The sequence below is a fragment of the Pseudomonas sp. S3_B08 genome, assembly GCF_054667725.1.
The window spans coordinates 1,432,602-1,454,517 of the sequence record NZ_CP162750.1; the positions used below are offsets into that span (position 1 = coordinate 1,432,602).

Below are 21,916 nucleotides of genomic sequence, written 5' to 3' on the forward strand. Positions count from 1 at the left end.
CAAAAAAGGACACTGAGTCAGGCGATGCAGTTTTTATCCGAAAGCCACGGCTGTGAGGGCTGGAAAGGCGAAATGGCCGGACGCATCCGTGCGTTCGACTGGAGCCTCACCGAACTGGGTCCGCTCGCCGACTGGCCGGCCAGTCTGTGTAACACCGTGCAGCTGATGCTGGCTTCGCCGCTGCCGATGGTGATGCTCTGGGGCCATGCCGGCTACATGATCTACAACGACGCCTACTCCGAATTCGCCGGTGGCCGCCATCCCTATCTGCTTGGCGTGCCGGTAGAGCTTGGCTGGCCGGAAGTCGCCGAATTCAACCGCCACGTCGTTGACACTTGCCTGGCCGGCGGCACCTTGTCCTATCGCAACAAAGAGCTGGTATTGCTGCGCGACGGCGTGCCCGAAGACGTCTGGATGGACTTGTATTACAGCCCGGTGGCAAACGATGAAGGCGTGCCGGGTGGCGTCATGGCGATGGTGGTCGAGACCACCGAGCTGGTGCATTCCGAGCGTCTGCGCCAGGCGGCGGAAGATGCGTACCGCGCCGACAACGAGCGCGTGCGTCTGGCGCTGAATGCCGGCGCGCTGCTGGGCTCGTTTGTCTGGGACATCAAGAACAATCGCTTCTCTGCTGACGAACGTTTCGCCCGCACCTTTTCCTACCCGCCGGATCAGGACCTGAGCGATCTGCAACAAGACATCGCCGAATCGCGCATCCATCCCGAAGATCATCGGTGGGTGCAGGAGCGAGTTGCCCATAGCGTGCGCACTGGCGAGCCGTACAACGCTGAATACCGCGTGCAGCGGGCCGACGGCCAGTACCTGTGGGTGTTGGCCAGTGGTGCCTGCGAGTTCGATGAGCAAGGCAAACCGTTTCGCTTTCCCGGTGTGCTGATCGACATCCATGAGCGCAAAAACGCCGAAGAATCACTGCTCAAATTCACCCGCAATCTCGAACAGCGCGTGGCGGCCGAAGTGAATGCGCGGCTCGCGGCCGAGGAACAACTTCGCCAATCGCAGAAGCTCGAAGCCATCGGCGGCCTGACCGGTGGCGTTGCCCACGACTTCAACAATCTGCTGCAAGTCATCGCTGGCAACCTGCATCTGCTCGCCCGGCATGAGCCCAACAATGCCAACGTACAACGCCGGGTCGTGGCTTCGCTGGCGGCGGTCGAACGCGGTGCCAAACTGTCTTCGCAATTGCTCGCATTTGCCCGGCGGCAACCGCTGTCACCGGCCGTGTGCAACCCTGAGCAGATTTTCGAAGGCGTCGGCGAATTGCTCCAACGTGCATTGGGCGAAACCATTCAGATCGACGTGCAGTTGCCGCCGCAGCCCTGGCACATCAACGTCGACCGCAACCAACTGGAAAACGCGATTCTCAACCTGGCCATCAACGCCCGCGACGCGATGAAGGGCGAGGGCGTTATCGGCCTCAGTGCCGCCAATGTCTGCCTGGACAGCGAATACTGCGTCGGCAAGGGCATCGCGTCCGGTGAGTATGTGCGCGTGGCGGTCACCGACACCGGCGTGGGCATTGCCCCACAAATGCTGGAACAGGTTTTCGAACCGTTTTTCACCACCAAGGCCGACGGGCAGGGCACTGGTCTCGGTCTGAGCATGGTCTTTGGCTTCGTCAAACAGAGTGGCGGCCACGTCGAGATCGACAGCAAGCTCGGCGAAGGCACGCGGGTGCAGTTGTATTTCCCGCGCAGTCTGCGTCCGGTTCGTGAAGAGACCGCCAGTGTCGGCGAGCGCAAGAGCGGCGGCCACGAAACCATTCTGGTGGTGGAAGACAATGACGCGGTGCGCGCTTCGGCGGTGGAGTTGCTGCGCGAAGAAGGCTATCGGGTGATGACCGCGTGCAATGGCGACGTGGCCATGCAGATGCTGCTGGAAGGCATCGAGATCGATCTGATCTTCACCGACGTGGTCATGCCCGGCCTGATCAAGAGTTCCGATCTTGCCGCGTGGGCCAAGGTGCAGACGCCGCCAGTGCCGGTGCTGTTCACTTCCGGGCATACCCGCGACATCATTTCCCGCGACCACCAGCTCAGCCCCGATACGCATCTGCTCGGCAAACCCTACAGCCCGCAAGCTTTACTGCAGATGATTTGCGAGGTGCTCGGCACCTGATGCCGAGCGCTGCCCAGTTTTTCAATCAAGGCAGGCCGATGATTTCCAAGCGCAATTCCAAAGCACCCGCCGGCATGGTTCGTGTGCGCGGCGCCCGCGAACATAACCTGAAGAATGTTGACGTCGATATTCCGCGTGATGCGCTGGTGGTGTTCACCGGCGTCTCGGGTTCGGGCAAGTCGTCGCTGGCGTTTTCCACGCTTTACGCCGAGGCCCAGCGGCGTTATTTCGAATCGGTGGCGCCCTACGCGCGGCGGCTGATCGATCAGGTCGGCGTGCCGGATGTCGATTCCATCGAAGGACTGCCGCCTGCCGTCGCTCTGCAACAACAGCGCGGCACGCCGAGCGCGCGTTCGTCGGTGGGCAGCGTGACGACGTTGTCGAGCCTGATCCGCATGCTCTATTCCCGGGCCGGGAGTTACCCGCCGGGGCAGCCAATGCTGTATGCCGAGGATTTTTCACCGAACACGCCGCAGGGCGCCTGTCCGGAGTGTCATGGACTTGGTCGCGTCTATGAAGTCACCGAAGCGCTGATGGTGCCGGACCCGAACCTGACCATCCGCCAGCGCGCCGTGGCGTCCTGGCCCTTGGCGTGGCAAGGGCAGAACCTGCGCGACATCCTCGTGACCATGGGCATTGATGTCGATATTCCGTGGAAGAAACTGCCGAAAAAGCAGCGCGACTGGATTCTCTTCACTGAAGAGACGCCGACGGTGCCGGTGTACGCCGGGCTGACCCCGGAGGAAACCCGCGTAGCCCTCAAGCGCAAGATGGAGCCGAGTTATCAGGGCACCTTCACCGGCGCGCGGCGCTACATCCTGCACACCTTCACCCACTCGCAAAGTGCGCTGATGAAGAAGCGTGTTTCGCAGTTCATGCGCGGCAGCCCTTGCCCATTGTGCGAGGGCAAACGGCTCAAGCGCGAGGCGTTGTCGGTAACCTTCGCCGGCTACGACATCGGTGAGCTGTCGCAGATGCCGTTGCTGCAAGTGGCCGAAGTGCTGCGGCCTGTAGCAGCGGCAAATTATCTGGAACACGCCGAGGAGAGCGGCGACACCCTCAGCCATGCGCAAACCCGCGAGGCCCGTCAGCAGCGTGTCGCCCATGGCGCGAGCGGGCATGCCAGCGCACCGGACGTGCGCCATACGCCGAACCTGTCGCTGGAAAAGCGTCTGGCGGCGCAGCGCATCGCTGAGGATTTGCTGGAGCGGGTCAGCACCCTGACCGATCTCGGCCTGGGTTATCTGGCGCTGGAACGCAGTACGCCGACCTTGTCGTCGGGCGAGTTGCAGCGTTTGCGCCTGGCCACGCAATTGGGTTCGCAGCTGTTCGGGGTGATTTATGTCCTGGACGAGCCGTCTGCCGGTCTGCATCCGGCGGATGGTGAGGCGCTGTTCGAAGCGTTGCAGCGCTTGAAGGCGGACGGCAACACGCTGTTTGTAGTCGAGCATGATGTCGAAACCATGCGCCGTGCCGACTGGCTGATCGACGTCGGCCCAGCGGCGGGCGAGAAGGGCGGGCGCGTGCTGTACAGCGGTCCGCCTGCGGGACTTGCTGATATTGCAGATTCGCAGACCCGCGCTTATCTGTTTGCCGAAAACCAACGCCCTGAGCGCGCCGCGCGCAAGCCGAGCGGCTGGCTGAAGCTCGACGGCGTGACGCGCAATAACCTGAATAATCTTAGCGCCGAATTCCCCTTGGGCTGTTTCACCTCGGTGACCGGCGTATCGGGATCTGGCAAATCGAGTCTGGTCAGTCAGGCCTTGCTCGAACTGGTCGGCGCGCAGTTGGGCCGTCCGGTGGCCGAGGCCGAGTCAGAAGAGCCGAGCCTGGAAGATGACACTCCGCCGCCCAGCACCGGGCAGATCAGCGCCGGCCTGGAGTCGATCAAACGGCTGGTGCAGGTTGATCAGAAACCCATCGGACGCACGCCGCGCTCCAATCTGGCGACTTACACCGGGTTGTTCGACAACGTGCGCAAGCTGTTTGCCGCGACACCTGAGGCACAAGCGGCGGGCTATGATGCCGGGCAGTTTTCTTTCAACGTCGCCAAGGGCCGTTGCGCTACTTGCGAGGGTGAGGGGTTCGTCAGTGTGGAATTGCTGTTCATGCCCAGCGTGTATGCGCCATGCCCGACCTGCCACGGAGCGCGGTATAACCCGCAGACATTGGCGATTCTCTGGCAGGGCTTGAGCATCGCCCAAGTCCTGCAACTGACAGTCGATGAAGCGGTAGCGGTGTTTGCCGAACAGGCGGGGATTCGTCGTTCGCTGGAAGTGCTGCGCGATATCGGCCTGGGTTATCTGCGCCTGGGGCAACCGGCCACGGAACTGTCCGGTGGTGAAGCGCAGCGGATCAAACTGGCGACCGAGTTGCAGCGCAGCCAGCGTGGTGCGACCTTGTATGTACTGGATGAACCGACCACGGGATTGCACCCGAGAGATGTCGATCGGTTGCTGGAACAACTCGATACGCTGGTAACGGCGGGGCACACGGTGATTGTGGTCGAACACGAAATGCGTGTCGTCGCGCAGAGCGACTGGGTGATCGACATCGGCCCCGGCGCCGGTGATCAGGGCGGCAGGATCGTCGCCGCCGGCACACCACAGAAAGTCGCCGCCAGCAAGAAGAGCAAGACCGCGCCGTTTCTGGCTCGGGCTTTGAGCCGATAACTGCAGCGCCTTGCTGGCCGCCATCGCTGGCAAGCCAGCTCCCACAGAAATTCAAGTTGTTGCCGAAAATCTGCGCACACTGATGCCCCCTGTGGGAGCTGGCTTGCCAGCGATGGCGCCAGTTCAGGCGCCATCCAGCGTACGGCGGACCTTGTCGAGCAGTTCGCTGATCTGGAACGGTTTGACCAGCATGTCCATGCCGGTGCCGAGGAAGACCTGGCGGTTGAGCGCGGTTTCGGCGTAGCCGGTCATGAACAGGATCGGCAGCCCTTCGTGCCAGCCACGGGCAACATCCGCCAACTCCCGCCCGCTCATGCGCGGCAGGCCGACGTCGGTCAGCAGCAGGTCGATCGACGGGTCGTTCTGCAAGCGCTCCAGCGCCGATTCGATATCCGCCGCTTGCGTGCAGCGATAGCCGGCATCCTCCAGCACTTCGGTGACGAACAAGCGCACCGTGGCCATGTCCTCGACGATCAGCACATGCTCGCCACTGCCTTTCGCGTCAGGCACGGGCACAGGTGCGTCGGCCCCGGTCGGGTCGTTGGTGCCGGGCAGCATGATGGTCACTTCGGTGCCACGTCGGGCGACGCTGCGGATGTGCGCGTCACCGCCCGACTGACGGGCAAAACCGTAGATCGTCGACAGACCGAGCCCGGTGCCCTGGCCCAAAGGCTTGGTGGTGAAAAACGGTTCGAACACCTTGTCGATCACGTTGTGTTCAATGCCGGTGCCGTCGTCGCGTACCGACAGCGCCACGTACGCGCCATCGGCCAGATTCGGATCGCCATGGGAATAAGCGGCGTAAGTATTGACCCAGATATTGCCGCCAGAGGGCAGGGCATCACGGGCGTTGATCACCAGATTGAGCACCGCGCTTTCCAGCTGCACCGGGTCGACCAGCGCAATCGCCGGTTTGTTGGTCAGTTCCAGCTTGAGGGTGATGCGCTCGCCGATGGTGCGCACCAGCAATTCTTCCAGCGAGCGGACATGCTCGTTGATGTCCACCGGCCGTGTATCGAGCGGCTGCTGGCGGGCAAATGCCAGCAGACGATGGGTCAATGAGGCCGCGCTCATGGCTGAGTTCAGCGCTGCTTCGGTATAGAACTGCACCTTGTCCAGACGCTCATCGGCCACGCGTTTCTGGATCAGTTCCAGACTGGTGATGATCCCGGTCAGCAGGTTGTTGAAGTCGTGGGCGATACCGCCGGTGAGCTTGCCCAGCGCATCCATTTTCTGCACTTGCAGCAATTGCGCTTCGGCGTGCACGCGCTCGGCGACTTCCTTGGCCAGCTGCGTGGTGGTGTCATCCAGCCGCGCCAGGTGCGAGCGCTCGCGATGGCGGTGTTCGGTGACGTCCTCGACGAACACCAGACTCAGTTCCGGGGTGCGATACGGCGAAATCTGCCATTGCGTCTCGCGAATCTCGCCCTGCACACGCATGTTCAGCGTGCCTTTCCAGCGCTCGCCGTCGACCAGACGCAGACGCAGTTCATCGAGGATCGAGCATTGATCTTCGGCAAAGCATTCACGCAGCGCCTGCGGGTCGCGGTTATCGACGATCAGTTGGGCAAAGGCGTGATTGCATTCATGCACTTTCAGATTGGCATCGAGCACGGCGATCGGTGCCGAGACGTTGGCAAAAATCTCGCGGAAACGCGCCTCGCTTTCGCGCAGGGCATTTTCCGTGTCGCGCACCCGCAGCAGGGTACGCAGGGTCGCCAAGAGCACATCGGGGTCGACCGGGTGAATCAGATAGGCATCGGCACCCGCGTTGAGACCAGTGATGATATCGCCGGTCTGGATCGACGCCGCTGACACATGAATCACTGGCAGCAGCGCGGTGCCCGGGTCGGCGCGCAGCAGGCGGACGATGTCGAAACCGCTCATGTCCGGCAGGTTGACGTCGAGGATCAACGCATCGAGGGCTTCGCCCTCGATCAGGGCCAGGCCGTCGCTGCCGGTGCCGGCTTCGAGCACCGTGTAGCCATGGCGCTCCAAGCGCCGGCGCAGGGCGTAACGGGTGGCGACGTTGTCATCGACGATCAACAGGCGGATGTCACGATTCATCGACGTTCTCCAGAGCGATCGCCAGCGGGATGATGACAAAGAACGTCGAGCCGACGCCCGGCGTACTGTCTACCCCGACTTCACCGCCGAGCAGGGCGGCGAAACGCTTGCACAGTGACAGACCCAGACCGGTGCCGCGCAGACGTTTCTGCAATGGCGAATCGACTTGGGAGAAGTCTTCGAACAGCGTGTCATGCAGTTCGGCCGCGATGCCGATGCCGGTGTCGCTGACGGCAAAGCGCACTTTGTCTTCACCTTCCATTCGCGCCGATACCCGCACTTCGCCACGGGTGGTGAATTTCAACGAGTTGGAAATGAAGTTGCGCAGGATCTGCCCGAGCTTCTTGTCATCGGTATACAGGCGCGGCAGGCCCAGTGGCTCTTCGAAGATCAGATCCACCGCCGAGGCGTCGACGATTGGCCGGAACATCCCGCGCAGGGCGGAGAACAGGTCGAACATGTCGAACCAGGCCGGGGAAATGCTGATGCGCCCGGCTTCGATCTTCGCCAGATCGAGCAGGTCATCAACCATGTCGCTGAGCTCGCGGGCAGCGGTGCTGACGAAGGCTACCTGCTTGTGCTGTTCAGGGCTGAGCGGACCGTCGAGTTCGTCAGCGAGCAGACTGTTGATGCTCAGTATCGAGCCCAGCGGCGTGCGGAATTCATGGCTCATGTACGACAGGAAACGGCTCTTGAGATCCGATGCCTGACGCAGTTCTTCGGCCTGATTGTCGAGCTCGGCGTACAGCGCCAGAACACCCTGGTTGGTTTCATCGAGTTCTTCGCGCAGGGCAGTGGTTTCGCGCTGCAACTGAGCGATGAGCGCCGCCTGTTCGGCGTGGCTCAAGTGAGTCGATTCAGCCATGGGCGGCCTCCAGAGCCACGACCAGCACCGTCACGTCATCGCGACCACGGCAAAAGTCGCGGTGCAGGACGCTGGCTATCACGGCAGGATGGCGATGCACCAGGCCGGGGTAGTCTGCAAGATTCCAACGGGACTGTAGGCCGTCGCTGTACATGATCAATAAATGTCCGTTCACGTGAGCATAGTCAAAGGGTTTGGCTTTACGGTACTGGCCGCCAACAATACCGGGGTGTGAGGCCAGGCCGCGGGATTTGCCAGGCTCCAGCAGACTGGCGCCGATGTTACCGACACCGGCGAACGTCAGGCCGTCGCGCTGGCTGTCAAACTGCGCGAACGCCACGGCGCCACCGCGCGTGCCGAGCATTTCCTGATGCAGGTCTTCCATCAATACCACAGGATCGGCAAACGGTGCCCGGGCGAATGCCTGCGCCCCGGCCAGGCCTGCGCGCTCGGCGTCTTCGCCATGACCGAGGCCATCGACCACCAGCGCGCTGATCCGCGAGCCTTCATATTTCAGATGCCAGACATCGCCGCAGGCCGGATCGGCATGCAGCGAATGCTGGCTGACCCCGAAGCGGATATCGGCCTGCCGATCGCTGCGGGCAAAGATCCGCGCCAGCAACACCGCGCCACGGTGGTCGGCGTAGACATCAAAGACACTGGTCTGCCGCGATACGGCGCCGAGGCCGATGCCTTGTGTGCCGCCAGTGGAAAAGCCATCCGCCAGACAGGCATCCAGATCAAAGCCCTGGGCCCGATCCACGGTCTGCATTTCGATGCCGAAACCGCTATCCGGCCGAGCCAGTAAACGCAGGTGAAATTCACCACGCTGGGCGTGCTTGAGTACGTTGCTGGCCAGTTCGGTCGCGACCAGCGCCACGCGGCCGGCATCGTTTTCGTCGAAGCCATGCTGCTCGGCGAGTTTCTGCGCGGTGCGCCGGGCGTGTCCGATCTGGCTGCTGTCCTCGATCGGCAGAACCTGGGTCAACGACCCGGTGATATTCATGTCCATCGTGTGATCGTAATGCGCGTGCCTTTGCCGGGCTCAGTGTCGAGTTCGAATTCATTGACCAGGCGCTTGGCGCCAGTCAGGCCAAGGCCCAACCCGCTGCCGGAGGTCCAGCCGTCGGTCATCGCCAGTTTGATGTCGGGGATGCCAGGGCCTTCGTCGCGGAAGGTGATGCGCAAACCGACCCGGCCGTTTTCCTCGAGAATCTGCCAGTCCATGTCGCCGCCGCCGCCATAGACCATGGTGTTACGCGCCAACTCACTGACAGCGGTCACCAGTTTGGTCAGGTCGATCAGGCGCATGCCACATTCGGTGGCGAGCTTGCGCGTGGTCTGGCGGGCCAGCACTACGTCCTGTTCAATGAGAATGGGTTGCGTACCGCTACTGCGCACGGTCATTGTGCAAGTACTCGTTCCCGCAGCAGTTTCATCCCGCGTTCGACGTTCAGGGCGGTGCTCACGTCTGGCAAAGTCATGCCCAGCTCAACGAGCGTGATCGCCACTGCCGGCTGCATGCCGACCAGCACGGTTTTGGCGTCCATGATTTTCGACAGCCCGGAAATGTCGCCGATCATGCGCCCGATGAACGAATCGACCATGTCCAGCGCCGTGATGTCGATCAGCACGCCCCGGGCGGATGTCCGGCTGATGCGCTCGGACAGATCGTCCTGCAGGGTCAGGGCGAGTTGGTCATGCATGTCGACCTGAATGGTCACCAGCAAGATATCGCCCATTTGAAGAATCGGAATACGTTCCATGGTCAAGCCGTCTTGACGAGGCTGACACCCAAGCGGGTCAGGGCCAGTTTCAATGCGTCGGCCAGGTTGGCCTTGGTCACTACGCCTTGCAGATCCAGACCCAGGTGAACGATGGTTTGCGCAATCTGTGGACGCACGCCGCTGATGATGCAATCAGCGCCCATCAGGCGAATTGCGGTCACGGTTTTCAGCAAGTGCTGGGCGACCAGAGTGTCGACGGTTGGCACGCCGGTGATGTCGATGATGGCGATTTCCGAACCGGTGTCGACGATGCGTTGCAGCAGCGATTCCATGACTACTTGGGTGCGCTGCGAATCGAGGGTGCCGATCATTGGCAGGGCGAGGACGCCATCCCACAGCTTGACCACCGGAGTCGACAGTTCCAGCAGCTCTTCCTGTTGACGCTTGATCACCGCTTCGCGGGATTTCTGGAAGGTGCCGATGGTGTGCATACCGACGGTGTCGAGCAATTCGGAGACTTCCAGCAATTGCTCGGCAAGCAGTGCCGGCTGGTCCTGATAATGGTTTTGCAGCAGGGCGAACAACGGGCCTTTCAGGGCAAAGATGAAATTGGCGGTTTGCTGGGAATCCTGGCCGAGGAGGGCACGGCTCTGCGACAGCTTTTCAAGGAACTGACGGGTATCCTCCCAACCCGCAGCGGCAATCTTGCTGCCGTTGCCGTTTTCCAGACCCGCCAGGAGCAGGCCCAGCAAGTCGCGGGTTTGCTGAGCGAGGTCGTGTTCCTTGAGGTTGCGTGTGGCGCCGCTGGCTTCGAGGCGTTTGGTCCACTCGCTCAACAGCTGAGTCTGGTTGTTCTTGATTGCTTCAACTGTGCTGTTCTGCAGTGCTGCCATGTGCGTGTCGCTCCGTTACGTATATGGGCCGGCTCGGCGAAATGACCGGCGCGATTTGACTGACATTTACCGCTTGAAATAGTTGTTCAGCTAGCGATGAATTTTTCTGCCTGCCGCGTCGAACGCCCCGCTAACTCTAGTCGGCGTGGCGGCAGGCAACGATCTTTTGAACGAATCTACGGCGTCAGGCTTCGAATCTGCATGCCCGACGTTTTCCAGTCGTGCTGGAAGAAGGAGGCAGGACTATGAATGAGGTGGATATGAACGAGCAAGCGCCGCAACAGCAAAATCAGTCCTCAGAGTCAATTAACCGCAACGACCCGGCCATCGACCCGCAAACGCCGGGGCAAAATACTCCCGCGCCGGTTGAAGAAGGGCAGGCGGACAGCGCGGCTGCCGAGGTCGATCAAAAGCAGCATCACAACGACAACAGCAACGACTTCAGCCCCGGCTTCAAGCCTGACCCTGACCGTCCTGAACCGGGCGAAAGCACCGACGCCGATATTGACACCGATGGCGGTTGATCGCTGAAACGCAAAAAGGCCGCATCGAAGGATGCGGCCTTTTTATTGCCGGCCGGTTACTTGCTCGGATGTTTGGCTTGCAGCTCTTTGGCGTGGGCCAGGTGTTTTTCCAGCGCTGGCAACATCTTCTGCGCAAACGCTTTCAGTTCAGTAGCGCCCTTGGCCTTGTCATCGGTCACGGTGTTCGCCTGCTTCTTGAACAGCTCGATGGTCTCTTCGTGAGCCTTGACCTGGTTGTTGGCGTAGGCCGCATCGAAGGATTCATCGCGCATGTCGAGAATCTTTTCCTTGGCCTGCTTGACCAGGGTGGTGTCGTCAGGGACTTCGATGTCATTGGTGGTCGCGATCTTCTTCAGCTCTTCATTGGCCTTGGTGTGATCAGCGATCATTTGGTTAGCGAAGGCTTTGATGTCGGCTGACTGGCTTTTTTCCAGTGCCAGCTTGCTGGTTTCGATTTCGGCGATGCCACCAGCGGCGGCATTGTCGACAAAGTCGTTGTCGGTTGCGGCAAAGGCGCTGCCCATGCCGGCAGACAGTGCAACAGCCAGAGCGAGATGACGCAGGTTGAATCCGTCCATTGGGTATCTCCACGCAGGTTTTTGTGAGCGTTATCCAATGGAGCGAGCGCAGACGCCAAAGGTTTTATCGCATTTACGACAGGGCGACGAACGGCAACCGCTGGTCTGACAGGGAGTCGACAGAAGTCATCGGGCAAGGCCATGCTGATAATGAGTCAGCGCATCGGTCGCGCTGGTTGTCGATCAAATTGATGGAGGTGTTTCATGCCGGTTTCACATGATCTGTATCAGGACCTGGGCTGCAAGAAGGAAGAGATCGAGCAAAAACGCTCCGAGGATCCGAAGCTGGATTCGCTGCTCAACAAATATTTCGACGTGGATAAAGCCGTGGTCGAAGCGGAGAACGCCCAGTCAGACGCCCCCACTGACGACGAATTGAAAAAGCTCAAAGAGAAGCGCGTGATCGTCAAGGAACAGATCGTTGCTCAACTCGCCGGGCAGCCGCTGACGGGACAGTAGTCCCCCGACCCGTGGTCATTTTCTAAAGGGAACGGCTACGGCCAATGGCACCTCCAATGTGCAGAGTCTGCAAACCATCGACTCGTTGCGAGGTGCCATATGAACGACCCCAAATTCCCCAGTGAAGAGCAGGGTGGTTTCGACCCGATTCCTACCCGTCCTGAACCGAACAGCCCGGCGCATACCACAGCGCATCCGGAAAAAACCGTGAAAGAACTGCCGGAGGATGAAGATCCGGAGAAGTTCGACCGGTCCGGCAACTGACAGACCGCTATCGCTGGCAAGCCAGCTCCCACAGGTTCATCTGGTGAACACATATTTGGAGTTCACACGGACACTGTGGGAGCTGGCTTGCCAGCGATATCGTCGGTCCATACGGTGAAAATTTTTCTGTTTTACTTAAGCGCCGCATCCAACCCCATTCGCCCCATATGCATGGCCTTCAACGAGCCGAAATACAACCACTGCCCATACTCGCGCACCGTGGTAATCGGCGAATAATTGCCTTCGCTCGCGTCCTGCAGATTGGCAATCACCTTGCCGTCCAGGTCCAGTCCCAGCACAAACCCGCGCTTTTCGACAGGCTTGGGCAAAACCGTCAACGCCCGCACGATCATCTTGCGCACGAACGGGTGTTCAGCGGTGCCATCGAGCAAGGCATTGCGCGGCGCATACAGCGCTACCCAAAAGCGATTGCTGCCATTGAACGAGAGGTTGTCCGGAAGCCCTGGCAAGTTGTCGATGAACACATCATGGGTACCGGCCTTCGGCCCGCTCAGCCAGTAGCGGCTGATGCGATAAGCGCCGGTTTCATTGACCAGCACATAGGCCTCGTCCGGACCAAGAGTGACGCCATTGGCAAACTGCAACTTGTCGAGCAAGACGCTGGTCTTGCCGGTTTGAAAGTCGTAGCGCAGCAGACGTCCGTCGGCGCCGTGCTCAATGATCGCCTCGCCGTCATGACCATAGCCCCAACGGCTCGAGGCATCGCTGAAGTAGGCGTAGTGGCCTGACTTGTCGACCGCTACATCATCGGTAAATCCAAATGGCACGCCGTTGGCCTCGGTGGTCAACGGAATCACGCGGCCCTGCGCATCCAGCGACAGCAAGCCTTTGACCGCATCGGCAACTACCAGCATGCCGTTCGGATGACGGGCCAGGCCCAGTGGACGGCCACCGGTGTCGGCCAGGACCTTGCGCTGCGTACCGTCGAGGCTGTTACGGATGAGCCTGCCGTCATGCAATCCGGTGATGAGGAATTCGTCTTCCAGTAGCAACGCCTCAGGCCCTTCGATGTCGCTCGGCCCGACCTTCGCCACAGCTTTGAGGCGCTGGTTGTCCGCGTAGATCCCGTCTTTCAGCGAGGGCGCCGGTGGCGGCGTCCAGGCGACCGGTTCGACCTTGGTCGGCAGCAACAACAAGAAGGCGATGACGAGAACGATCAGCAGGCACAGCACATAACGTAATTTCACGCGCTGGCCCTCGCCGCGCCGATAAACTGCGCAGCCATGTCGCGCAGGGCGAGCATGGATGCGGCAGATTCGCGCTCGATGCGCCGCTTGAGCAGCAGGCGATTGGCAAGACGCATGAGCAAACCGTCAAAGCGATATTCCAGCGTGCGCACGAAACGCGTGCCGCCAGCCTCCGCTGAGCACTCGTAAGTCAACCGCAGGGACAAGCCCTGATCACTTTGCGCGCGTGCGCACCAGCGCCGGCCCGGCAGATATTCAGTAACCTCCCAGCGCAAGTGACCGGCACGTCCGCCGGCATGGATGTCCTCTTCGAAACGTGCACCGGCATGCAGTGGACCTTGCGGACCGTCAATCTTCAATGAGGAGGGATGCCAGTCCGGCCAATGACTGACGCTGGCGGCATAAGCCAGCACGGCGACCGGTTCGCCGGCGATATCGATCTGGTGCTGCATGCGCGTCATGGGCATTTTCGAATAACTCAAAGGGGCGGGTTCCGGCTCGCGGTACAGCGTGCCGAACAGGTAGTCCATCAAGGGCAGAACGATGTTGAAATTGCGCTCCTGCATGCGCTCGCGGCGGTGATGCAGTTCGTGCAGACGGCGCATCTGGCGAATCCACGGCAAACGAGTCAACGGATTCTGCGGCGGCAGATGCTCACAGGCATGGAATACCTCATAGAGCAGATAACCGAACACCATGCACCCGGCAAACAGCCCGGCGACATTGGCGTTGACCTGCGCGAGCAGCCACCAGAGGGGCAGGGTGATCAATAGCGTATGAATGACGATCAGCCAGGCTGGAAACAGAATCACTCGCCAGTCCCGCGCGCTGTCGTAGGTCATATGGCCGGGGGTGAAAAAGCTGTGATGGTCCCCGGCATGTCGTGCGTAGAACATCTTTGCGAAAGCTTTTTTGTGATGGCCTAAATGACGATGGACCATGTACACGCCGAAGTTGAACAACAACAGGCTCAGCGGCACTGTCAGCCATTCCAGCCAGCTCACTGAATGCACCGTGCGCCAGAACGCAGCGACGGTGAAAATGCCGAACAGCAACACGAACGCGCCATGCAACCACGGATTGTATAAAGGATGAATGGCCGCACGGTAGCGGCTGCGGAATGCCTCGGTGGTCTGCCTCAACGCTTTCACCTGCGGGTATTGTTGTTATACCCGGCAGATTAGCCGATCCGCTGACTTGTGCAGGGCGAACCTTGCGGCCTTAAGCGCCATGCTCTGGACTGAAGCCGCCCGTCAGCTCAACGGGTTCCAGCGCTGCGACCAGTCATCATCGGTGCGGATCACCTCGCGCAACAGATCGAAGGCCTGTTGCAGCACTGCCGAGTCGCGATCGCGGGAATACACCAGATAGGTCGGATAACCGAATTCCGGGGCTTTGGTGACGGCTTCCAGCGCGCCGGTCTCCAGATAAGTGCGCACGACCCGGGTACGGAAATAACCGCTGCCACCATGTTCGAGGATGTATTGCAGGGCCAGTGGGCCAAGGTTGAAGCTCAGCGCGGCTTTGGCTTTTTCCGGCAGGGCGGCGTCGTGCTGACGACGAAAGTCCGGTCCCCAATCGATGTAGACGTAAGGCTCCGGACGCTCGGGCGCGCGCACCAGAATCAGTTTTTCCTCCAGCACTTGCTCGACCTGCAATCCCGGCCAGTATTCCGGTTGATAAACCAGCGCCGCATCGAGCACACCGAGTTCGAGCTGACGCAAAAGATTTTCGCCGTCGCGAATTTCCATGCGCAGTGCGTGGCCGGGGATTTTCTCGCGCAGTTCCGCCGCCCAACTGAGCATCAACGGGTTGCACAGGCTGACCTCACCGCCAATGTGCAGAACGTTGTGATAACCCTCGGGCAGCGGCAAGTCGCGGCGCGCGGCTTCCCAGGTCTGCACCAGTTGATTGGCGTAGACCACGAACGCTTCGCCATTGGCCGTCAACTTCGCCCCGGCGCGATTGCGCACGAACAGCGTACTGCCCAGCTGGCCTTCGAGTTTCTGCACCCGTGCGGTGATCGCCGTTTGTGTGACGAACAGCTTCTGCGCGGCGGCGGCAAGACTGCCGTGGCGGACGATTTCGAGGAAAGTGCGGGCGAGGTCGATGTCCATGGGGCAGGGCCGGTGTCTGGAGGTGGAGCGCATTGTAAGTCAAAAGTCCCTCTCCCCAACTTGAAAGCAGCAATGGACTGAACCGCTGAAAATTGCGTTTCAGTCCTACGGAAACAGGAGCGTTTTGATCAGATGAGGGGATATTTCTGACGACTTTTTCAGGTTGGTCGTCGGACGCCGGATCTATAGGATCAGTCCTGACATTGAAGTCATCGAGCGCACAGATCGCTCTGGACCTGGACAAAGGATGGACTATGCGAATCCCACTGATTGAAAGCCATACGCCTGCTTACTCGCCTCGCCATTACTGGCGCGACGACCGCGCGAGATGCCCCTCGGAGGACGTTGCCATGCCGAGCGCCAAAGTGCCCCGGCTCACGGGCTTGAAGAAGCTTGAGGGCAAACCTCTGGAATTGCTGTTGCGAGGGCAGGACACCGGCGACGATCCGATGCTCATTCTGCGCTGCACAGCCGAAGGATTTGCGCTGCACGATGTGGTGAACATGATCGCAACCTCCGAACTGTACCAACAGGGAGAGATGGTCAAACGTATCACCGGCAAATCTGTGAGAACCGTGCGACGTCTGCTCAAGGAAGGCGCGTCGGTGCGCCTCGACACGCCGCAGAGCATCATCGCCTACCAATATGCGGCAGCGCTGGAGCTGGCCATCGAGGTGTTCGGGCGACAGGCCAAGGCCGAATCATGGCTGGAGCAACGCGCCACTTACTTCTACGGTTATGTGCCGCTCGATCTGGTTGGAAATGCGTTGGGCTTCAGGATGGTGGAGGAGTATCTGAACCAGATCAAATACGGGGTTTATCAATGAATCCCTTGCCCTGGGATGATCGCTGGTACGCGTGGCGGCTGGATCGCGAGGTGTAAAGCGAGACCTGGGACAGCGGCCTGGGGTCGAAACGGGACGGCGGTCGCTGGAATACGCCCGGCCGCAGAGTCGTTTATGCGTCGGTCGACCCCTCCACGGCGATACTGGAGGTGGCCGCCCATGGCAGCTTCGATGCACTTGATCAGGAGCCCTACGTATTGACCTGTTTTGAAATCACCCACGACGCCAGCGTCAGAATCGTGCAACCGGAAGATGTGCCCAATCCGCATTGGCTCACCCCGATAAAAACCTCGCCCAACCAGCGAAAGTTTGCCGACGCACTGCTGGCTGAACATCCATTTGTTCTGGTGCCATCGGTGGCCACCCGACACTCGTGGAATTTGCTGGTGAGTTGCGATCTGGCGGAAGGTCAGTTCAGGATGGTTTCGCAAGAGCGGTTTGGGCTGGATACGCGGTTGTTGCAGGAGGGTTGATCGTACCTACGCGAACGGAGAGCGAAGCCGAGGCCTGCGCTGATCCCCTTGCATGAACGACAAATCCCGCCAAAAGGGCGGGATTTGTTTGAACCAGGCTGCTTCTTACGAAGGGAACAGCTCGGACAGTTTCATCGACAGCATCATGTCGCCTTCAACGCGCAGCTTGCCGCTCATGAAGGCCTGCATGCCGTCGGTCTCGCCGCTGACGATACCTTTCAGGGTTTCGCTATCCAGCACCAGCGTGCAGTTGGCGTCCGGGTTTTCGCCTTCCTGAATGTTGCAGGTGCCGTCTTTGACGATCAGTGCGTATTGCTTGTCTTCGTCGGTGATTTTGAAACCGAAGACCAGATCCAGACCGGCAGCGGCGGCTGGGTTGAACTTGGCTTGCATTGCTTTTACGGCATCAGCTACGGAGGTCATGGTTCGATCCTTTCTTGGTCATGGGAGCTGGGTGGTTACAGCCAGGGTCACAGTAAGCCGGACTCAGCGAAAAGTGATGAGTTCCGGGGCCTTCAGCAGTTGCAGGTGTGCGTGACTGTTGAAGGAAGCCAGAGCCACCTCGCGACCACGAAACTTCAGTTGGTTGAGCGAGGTGTTGACGATTTGCCAGTTCAATTCAAAGGCCTGTCTGGCAGGCATTTGCGTAATCAGGTGGAGCAGGGCAGTGATGGTGCCGCCGGAGGTAAACACGGCGATTTTCTGGTTCTTTTCCGCCAGGTCGAGGATGCGGTGCAGCCCGGCCTGAACCCGTTCGACGAAACCCAGCCAGCTTTCCAGTCCGGGTGTGTCGTAGGTGCCGGCAAGCCAGCGCTCGACGATCAGGGCGAAGATGCGCTGGAATTCACCGCGGTTCTGCGCGGCGTTGCGCAGGATGTCGAGGGCTTCCGGCTCTTCCGGCAGCATGGCCGGGAGCAGGGCGCGGATCACCGCGTCGGCGTCAAATTCGTTGAAAGCGGAATCGGTTTCGAGGACTGGAACCGGCAGGCCTCTGGCGCTGAATTGCTCCAGTGCACTGCTGGCGGTGTGCTGTTGGCGGCGCAGATCACCGGCAAGGCAACGATCGAAGCTGATACCAAGGTCGGCGAGGTGCTGGCCGAGAATTTCTGCCTGACGCACACCGGTCGGCGACAGGACGTCGTAATCGTCTGCACCAAAGGAGGCCTGGCCATGTCGTATCAAGTAGATGCTGCCCACGTCCGCGTCGTCCCGGTACGTTGAAGGTCAGGCGAGGTTATGAGGATGGCGTAAGGCTGTCAATGAAAAAACATACGCTTGTTTGAAATGCCCGTTACAGGCGTGTTGCCAGAGGTTTCACGGCTGGCCGACGAGCCGACGCATGGGTATGCTGGAGCCATTCCGCGTGTAATACACCGTCACGCATTGCTTTGAGGAGTCTCTGTGGATTTTTTCACCGAATACGCCAGCTTTCTGGCCAAGACCGTCACACTGGTGATCGCCATACTGGTGGTGCTCGCCAGTTTCGCCGCGTTGCGCAGCAAAGGCCGGCGCAAATCGGCAGGGCAGTTGCAGGTCAGCAAGCTCAACGATTTCTACAAGGGGCTGCGTGAACGCCTGGAGCAGACCTTGCTCGACAAGGATCAGCTCAAGGCATTGCGCAAGGGCGAAGCGAAAACGGAAAAAAGCGCGAAGAAACAGAAGAACAAGCCTGAGACCAAATCCCGGGTGTTCGTGCTCGACTTCGACGGCGATATCAAGGCTTCCGCCACCGAGAGCCTGCGCCACGAGATCACCGCACTGCTGACCCTGGCCACGCCGAAGGACGAAGTAGTCCTGCGTCTGGAAAGTGGCGGCGGCATGGTGCACAGCTACGGTCTGGCGTCGTCTCAACTGGCGCGAATCCGTGATGCGGGCGTGCCACTGACTGTGTGTATCGACAAGGTCGCAGCCAGTGGCGGTTACATGATGGCCTGCATCGGCGACAAGATCATCAGTGCACCGTTCGCCATCCTCGGTTCTATCGGCGTGGTCGCGCAATTGCCTAACGTCAATCGCCTGCTGAAAAAGCACGATATCGATTTCGAAGTGCTGACCGCTGGTGAGTACAAGCGTACCCTGACCGTGTTTGGCGAAAACACCGAAAAGGGCCGCGAGAAGTTCCAGGAAGACCTCGACATCACTCATCGCTTGTTCAAAAACTTCGTGGCGCGGTACCGCCCGCAACTGGCGATCGATGAAGTGGCTACCGGTGAGGTGTGGCTCGGTATCGCTGCGCTGGAAAACCAACTGGTGGATGAGCTCAAGACCAGCGATGAATACCTGGCGCAGAAAGCCAAACAGGCTGAGGTTTATCACCTGCACTACGCCGAGCGTAAAAGCCTGCAGGAACGCATCGGCATGGCCGCCAGCGGTTCGGTAGACCGCGTGCTGTTGAGCTGGTGGAGTCGTCTTACTCAGCAACGTTTCTGGTAAACACCAGGCATAAAAAAACGCCGGTCAATGACCGGCGTTTTTGTGTCCGCAATAAACCCGCTGGCTTAGCGCCGACGGAACAGCGGCAGCGGTTCGTCACTGGCGGCCTGGTAGGTCACCGAGAAGTCCTTGAGACCTTCCAGTGCTTCGTACGGGTCTTTATCCGCGCGAATGGCAAAGGCGTCGAAGCCACAGCGGTGCATGTAGAACAGCTGGTCCCGCAGCACGTCGCCAATCGCGCGCAGCTCGCCTTTGAAACCATAACGGTCACGCAGCAGACGGGCATTGGAGTAACTGCGGCCATCGGTGAACGCCGGGAAATTCAGCGCGATTACCTGGAACTCACCGACGTCTTCACCGATTTCTTCGGCTTCCTCGTCAGCATCCAGCCACACGCCCAGACCGCCGTCGCGGGCCTTGAGCATGCGGCTGTGCTCGCGCCACAACTGCAGAGGAACGATCAGATCGTCGCAGTTGCTGATCTCATCGATGTTGAAATCCTTCGGCAACAGGTGCCAGGTTTCGTCGACGACTTCGTTGTTCTTAATGATTCGCTGCATAGACGCGTTCCTTGAAGAGGTCGATGCCAATACGCTGATAAGTGTCGATGAAGCGCTCGTCTTCGGTACGTTGTTCAACGTACACGTCGATCAGCTTCGAGATCACGTCAGGCATGGCTTCCTGTGCGAAGGACGGGCCGAGGATCTTGCCCAGGCTCGCATCACGGCTGGCGCTGCCGCCGAGGGAAACCTGGTAGAACTCTTCGCCTTTCTTGTCCACACCGAGGATGCCGATGTGGCCAACGTGGTGGTGACCGCAGGCGTTCATGCAGCCGGAGATGTTCAGGTCCAGTTCGCCAATGTCGAACAGGTAATCCAGGTCATCGAAACGGCGCTGGATCGATTCGGCAATCGGAATCGATTTGGCGTTGGCCAGCGAGCAGAAGTCACCACCGGGGCAGCAGATGATGTCAGTCAGCAGGCCGATGTTCGGCGTGGCGAAACCGCTTTCACGCAACTCACCCCACAGGGTGAACAACTGGCTCTGCTCGACATCGGCGAGAATGATGTTCTGCTCGTGGGAGGTGCGCAGTTGACCGAAGCTGTAGCGCTCGGCCAGATCGGCGACGGCGTCGAGCTGCTTGTCGGTAATGTCGCCCGGGGCAACGCCGGTCGGCTTCAACGACAGCGTCACAGCGACATAGCCCGGTTTTTTGTGCGCCAGGGTGTTGCGGCTACGCCAGCGGGCGAAACCCGGATGCTCTTTGTCCAGATCGGCCAGTTGCGCGGTCTGGTTGTCGAGGGTCTTGTAGTCCGGATCGACGAAGTGCTTGGCGACGCGATGCAGTTCGGCCTCGGTCAGCGTGGTCTGGCCACCGCGCAGGTGCTCCATTTCCGCGTCGACTTTCTGCGCGAACACCTCAGGCGTGAGCGCCTTGACGAGGATTTTGATCCGCGCCTTGTATTTGTTGTCGCGACGGCCGTAGCGGTTGTACACCCGCAGGATGGCGTCGAGATAGCTCAGCAGGTCTTGCCACGGCAGGAATTCATTGATGAATGCGCCAACCACCGGCGTACGACCGAGGCCACCGCCGACCAGCACTCGGAAGCCCAGCTCGCCGGCAGCGTTATAGACAGGTTCCAGACCGATATCGTGGACTTCAATGGCTGCGCGGTCACTGGTCGAACCGTTGACGGCGATCTTGAATTTGCGCGGCAGGTAGGCGAATTCCGGGTGGAACGTGGTCCACTGACGGACGATTTCGCACCATGGACGCGGGTCGATCACTTCATCGGCGGCGACGCCGGCAAACTGGTCGGTGGTGACGTTGCGCAGGCAGTTGCCGCTGGTCTGGATGGCGTGCATCTGCACGGTCGCGAGTTCAGCAAGGATGTCCGGGATGTCTTCAACCGCCGGCCAGTTGAACTGCACGTTCTGCCGCGTACTGATGTGGGCATAGCCCTTGTCGTAGTCGCGGGCGATCTTCGCCATCATGCGCACCTGGCGCGAAGTCAGCTGGCCGTAAGGCACGGCCACGCGCAACATCGGCGCGAAACGCTGGATATACAGGCCATTTTGCAGGCGCAGGGGGCGGAATTCTTCTTCGCTCAGCTCACCTGCCAGATAGCGTCGGGTCTGATCACGGAACTGCTTGACGCGGTCCTCGATGATCCGCTGATCGTACTCGTCGTATACGTACATATAAGTCCTGTTCTCAGGCTTGGGCTTCTCGGAAAACGCTGCGTTTTCGCTTGCTGGAGTCCGATGTTGCCTCTGCAATTCTGCGCGCACGGCCGCGCACTCCGTCACGGAGCCGGGGCAATATACCCGTTTGCAGTTATGCGCAAAAGTGATGTTTGAGTATATGTAAAGAACCAAATCGCCTAACGTGCGTGCCGGTCATCTAATCCACATTTGTCGTGCGGACAATCATCGTCTTAACTGTGATCGAGTCTTTGTGCAATCACCGATAAAACCGACAAGAGGCGATGCAATGAGCAACCCGACCAAAGCCAGAAAAAGCGACAGCAGTGTCGACGCGTGGGCCATTTTGTTTCTGATCATTCTCGTAGTAGGAACAGCGGTCTTCTGGGTCAGTCACCAGTAACATCCGCGCTCCGGGCCGTTCTCCCAAGGCCCGGATAACCTGTGGCA

Annotated in this window: 21 protein-coding genes and 1 pseudogene; 8 read left to right on the plus strand and 14 right to left on the minus strand. The window is 60.0% G+C overall.

The features are described 5' to 3' along the window. Positions 1 to 24 precede the first annotated feature (24 nt). Entirely contained in the window at positions 25 to 2,136 is a 2,112-nt protein-coding gene (locus tag AB4N73_RS06545; protein ID WP_252869333.1) for an ATP-binding protein, read from the plus strand. 38 nt (positions 2,137 to 2,174) lie between these two features. After that, on the plus strand, positions 2,175 to 4,808 hold the full coding sequence (locus AB4N73_RS06550) for an excinuclease ABC subunit UvrA (protein WP_460143105.1): 2,634 nt from the start codon (positions 2,175 to 2,177) through the stop codon (positions 4,806 to 4,808). Positions 4,809 to 4,931: 123 nt separating this feature from the next. Here the strand turns inward: AB4N73_RS06550 and AB4N73_RS06555 are convergent, their stop codons facing one another. From AB4N73_RS06555 to AB4N73_RS06580, 6 genes are read right to left on the minus strand one after another with little or no spacing between them, the layout of a single operon-like run. Beyond that, a complete protein-coding gene (locus AB4N73_RS06555; RefSeq protein WP_041478681.1) occupies positions 4,932 to 6,875 on the minus strand; it encodes a response regulator in 1,944 nt (647 codons plus the stop codon). Next, the gene (locus AB4N73_RS06560) at positions 6,865 to 7,740 is read right to left on the minus strand and encodes a sensor histidine kinase (protein ID WP_041478682.1); all 876 of its coding nucleotides are present in this window, start codon (positions 7,738 to 7,740) and stop codon (positions 6,865 to 6,867) included. The genes AB4N73_RS06555 and AB4N73_RS06560 overlap by 11 nt, the downstream gene beginning before the upstream one ends. After that, positions 7,733 to 8,746 (minus strand): ATP-binding protein, encoded by a 1,014-nt coding sequence (locus AB4N73_RS06565; protein ID WP_460143576.1) that lies wholly within the window; start codon positions 8,744 to 8,746, stop codon positions 7,733 to 7,735. Before AB4N73_RS06565 ends, AB4N73_RS06560 begins: the two co-directional genes overlap by 8 nt. Continuing rightward, complete coding sequence (locus tag AB4N73_RS06570; protein ID WP_016774465.1) at positions 8,743 to 9,147, minus strand: anti-sigma regulatory factor; 405 nt, start codon at positions 9,145 to 9,147, stop codon at positions 8,743 to 8,745. The genes AB4N73_RS06565 and AB4N73_RS06570 overlap by 4 nt, the downstream gene beginning before the upstream one ends. After that, a complete protein-coding gene (locus tag AB4N73_RS06575) occupies positions 9,144 to 9,506 on the minus strand; it encodes an STAS domain-containing protein (RefSeq protein WP_056785183.1) in 363 nt (120 codons plus the stop codon). Before AB4N73_RS06575 ends, AB4N73_RS06570 begins: the two co-directional genes overlap by 4 nt. Positions 9,507 to 9,508: 2 nt before the next feature. Further along, complete coding sequence (locus tag AB4N73_RS06580) at positions 9,509 to 10,360, minus strand: STAS domain-containing protein (RefSeq protein ID WP_041478684.1); 852 nt, start codon at positions 10,358 to 10,360, stop codon at positions 9,509 to 9,511. Between the two features lie 260 nt (positions 10,361 to 10,620). Here AB4N73_RS06580 and AB4N73_RS06585 point away from each other — a divergent pair, with 260 nt between their 5' ends. Further along, complete coding sequence (locus AB4N73_RS06585) at positions 10,621 to 10,884, plus strand: hypothetical protein (RefSeq protein WP_110647015.1); 264 nt, start codon at positions 10,621 to 10,623, stop codon at positions 10,882 to 10,884. A gap of 56 nt (positions 10,885 to 10,940) precedes the next feature. On the opposite strand, the gene AB4N73_RS06590 is transcribed toward AB4N73_RS06585, so the two are convergent. Then, on the minus strand, positions 10,941 to 11,462 hold the full coding sequence (locus tag AB4N73_RS06590) for a DUF4142 domain-containing protein (protein ID WP_056785185.1): 522 nt from the start codon (positions 11,460 to 11,462) through the stop codon (positions 10,941 to 10,943). A gap of 204 nt (positions 11,463 to 11,666) precedes the next feature. Between AB4N73_RS06590 and AB4N73_RS06595 the strand changes: the two genes are divergently transcribed. Then, positions 11,667 to 11,921, plus strand: a complete 255-nt coding sequence (locus tag AB4N73_RS06595) for a DUF465 domain-containing protein (RefSeq protein ID WP_041478686.1) — start codon at positions 11,667 to 11,669, stop codon at positions 11,919 to 11,921. A 99-nt stretch (positions 11,922 to 12,020) separates the two neighbouring features. After that, on the plus strand, positions 12,021 to 12,185 hold the full coding sequence (locus AB4N73_RS06600) for a hypothetical protein (RefSeq protein ID WP_016774471.1): 165 nt from the start codon (positions 12,021 to 12,023) through the stop codon (positions 12,183 to 12,185). Positions 12,186 to 12,316: 131 nt separating this feature from the next. Here the strand turns inward: AB4N73_RS06600 and AB4N73_RS06605 are convergent, their stop codons facing one another. From AB4N73_RS06605 to AB4N73_RS06615, 3 genes are all read right to left on the minus strand, one after another. Beyond that, on the minus strand, positions 12,317 to 13,393 hold the full coding sequence (locus tag AB4N73_RS06605; RefSeq protein ID WP_460143106.1) for an SMP-30/gluconolactonase/LRE family protein: 1,077 nt from the start codon (positions 13,391 to 13,393) through the stop codon (positions 12,317 to 12,319). Then, positions 13,390 to 14,535 (minus strand): sterol desaturase/SRPBCC family protein, encoded by a 1,146-nt coding sequence (locus tag AB4N73_RS06610; RefSeq protein WP_305382847.1) that lies wholly within the window; start codon positions 14,533 to 14,535, stop codon positions 13,390 to 13,392. Before AB4N73_RS06610 ends, AB4N73_RS06605 begins: the two co-directional genes overlap by 4 nt. A gap of 111 nt (positions 14,536 to 14,646) precedes the next feature. Then, complete coding sequence (locus AB4N73_RS06615) at positions 14,647 to 15,510, minus strand: LysR family transcriptional regulator (protein ID WP_056785192.1); 864 nt, start codon at positions 15,508 to 15,510, stop codon at positions 14,647 to 14,649. A 350-nt stretch (positions 15,511 to 15,860) separates the two neighbouring features. Here AB4N73_RS06615 and AB4N73_RS06620 point away from each other — a divergent pair, with 350 nt between their 5' ends. Beyond that, positions 15,861 to 16,337 (plus strand): antitoxin Xre/MbcA/ParS toxin-binding domain-containing protein, encoded by a 477-nt coding sequence (locus AB4N73_RS06620; protein ID WP_460143107.1) that lies wholly within the window; start codon positions 15,861 to 15,863, stop codon positions 16,335 to 16,337. Then, positions 16,334 to 16,828: pseudogene (locus AB4N73_RS06625) on the plus strand (RES family NAD+ phosphorylase). Before AB4N73_RS06620 ends, AB4N73_RS06625 begins: the two are co-directional and overlap by 4 nt. 105 nt (positions 16,829 to 16,933) lie before the next feature. Here the strand turns inward: AB4N73_RS06625 and AB4N73_RS06630 are convergent. Then, positions 16,934 to 17,251 (minus strand): SCP2 sterol-binding domain-containing protein, encoded by a 318-nt coding sequence (locus AB4N73_RS06630; RefSeq protein WP_095179730.1) that lies wholly within the window; start codon positions 17,249 to 17,251, stop codon positions 16,934 to 16,936. A 63-nt stretch (positions 17,252 to 17,314) separates the two neighbouring features. Next, entirely contained in the window at positions 17,315 to 18,025 is a 711-nt protein-coding gene (locus AB4N73_RS06635; RefSeq protein WP_041478696.1) for a histidine phosphatase family protein, read from the minus strand. A gap of 204 nt (positions 18,026 to 18,229) precedes the next feature. Here AB4N73_RS06635 and sohB point away from each other — a divergent pair, with 204 nt between their 5' ends. After that, positions 18,230 to 19,261, plus strand: a complete 1,032-nt coding sequence (sohB, locus tag AB4N73_RS06640) for a protease SohB (protein ID WP_016774479.1) — start codon at positions 18,230 to 18,232, stop codon at positions 19,259 to 19,261. Positions 19,262 to 19,326: 65 nt separating this feature from the next. On the opposite strand, the gene AB4N73_RS06645 is transcribed toward sohB, so the two are convergent. Beyond that, positions 19,327 to 19,821 carry a DUF934 domain-containing protein gene (locus AB4N73_RS06645; RefSeq protein WP_041478697.1) on the minus strand — a complete coding sequence of 165 codons (495 nt, stop codon included), beginning with the start codon at positions 19,819 to 19,821 and terminating at the stop codon, positions 19,327 to 19,329. Further along, positions 19,805 to 21,463, minus strand: coding sequence for a nitrite/sulfite reductase (locus AB4N73_RS06650; RefSeq protein ID WP_056785207.1), 1,659 nt, complete (start codon positions 21,461 to 21,463; stop codon positions 19,805 to 19,807). The genes AB4N73_RS06645 and AB4N73_RS06650 overlap by 17 nt, the downstream gene beginning before the upstream one ends. Positions 21,464 to 21,916: the final 453 nt, after the last annotated feature.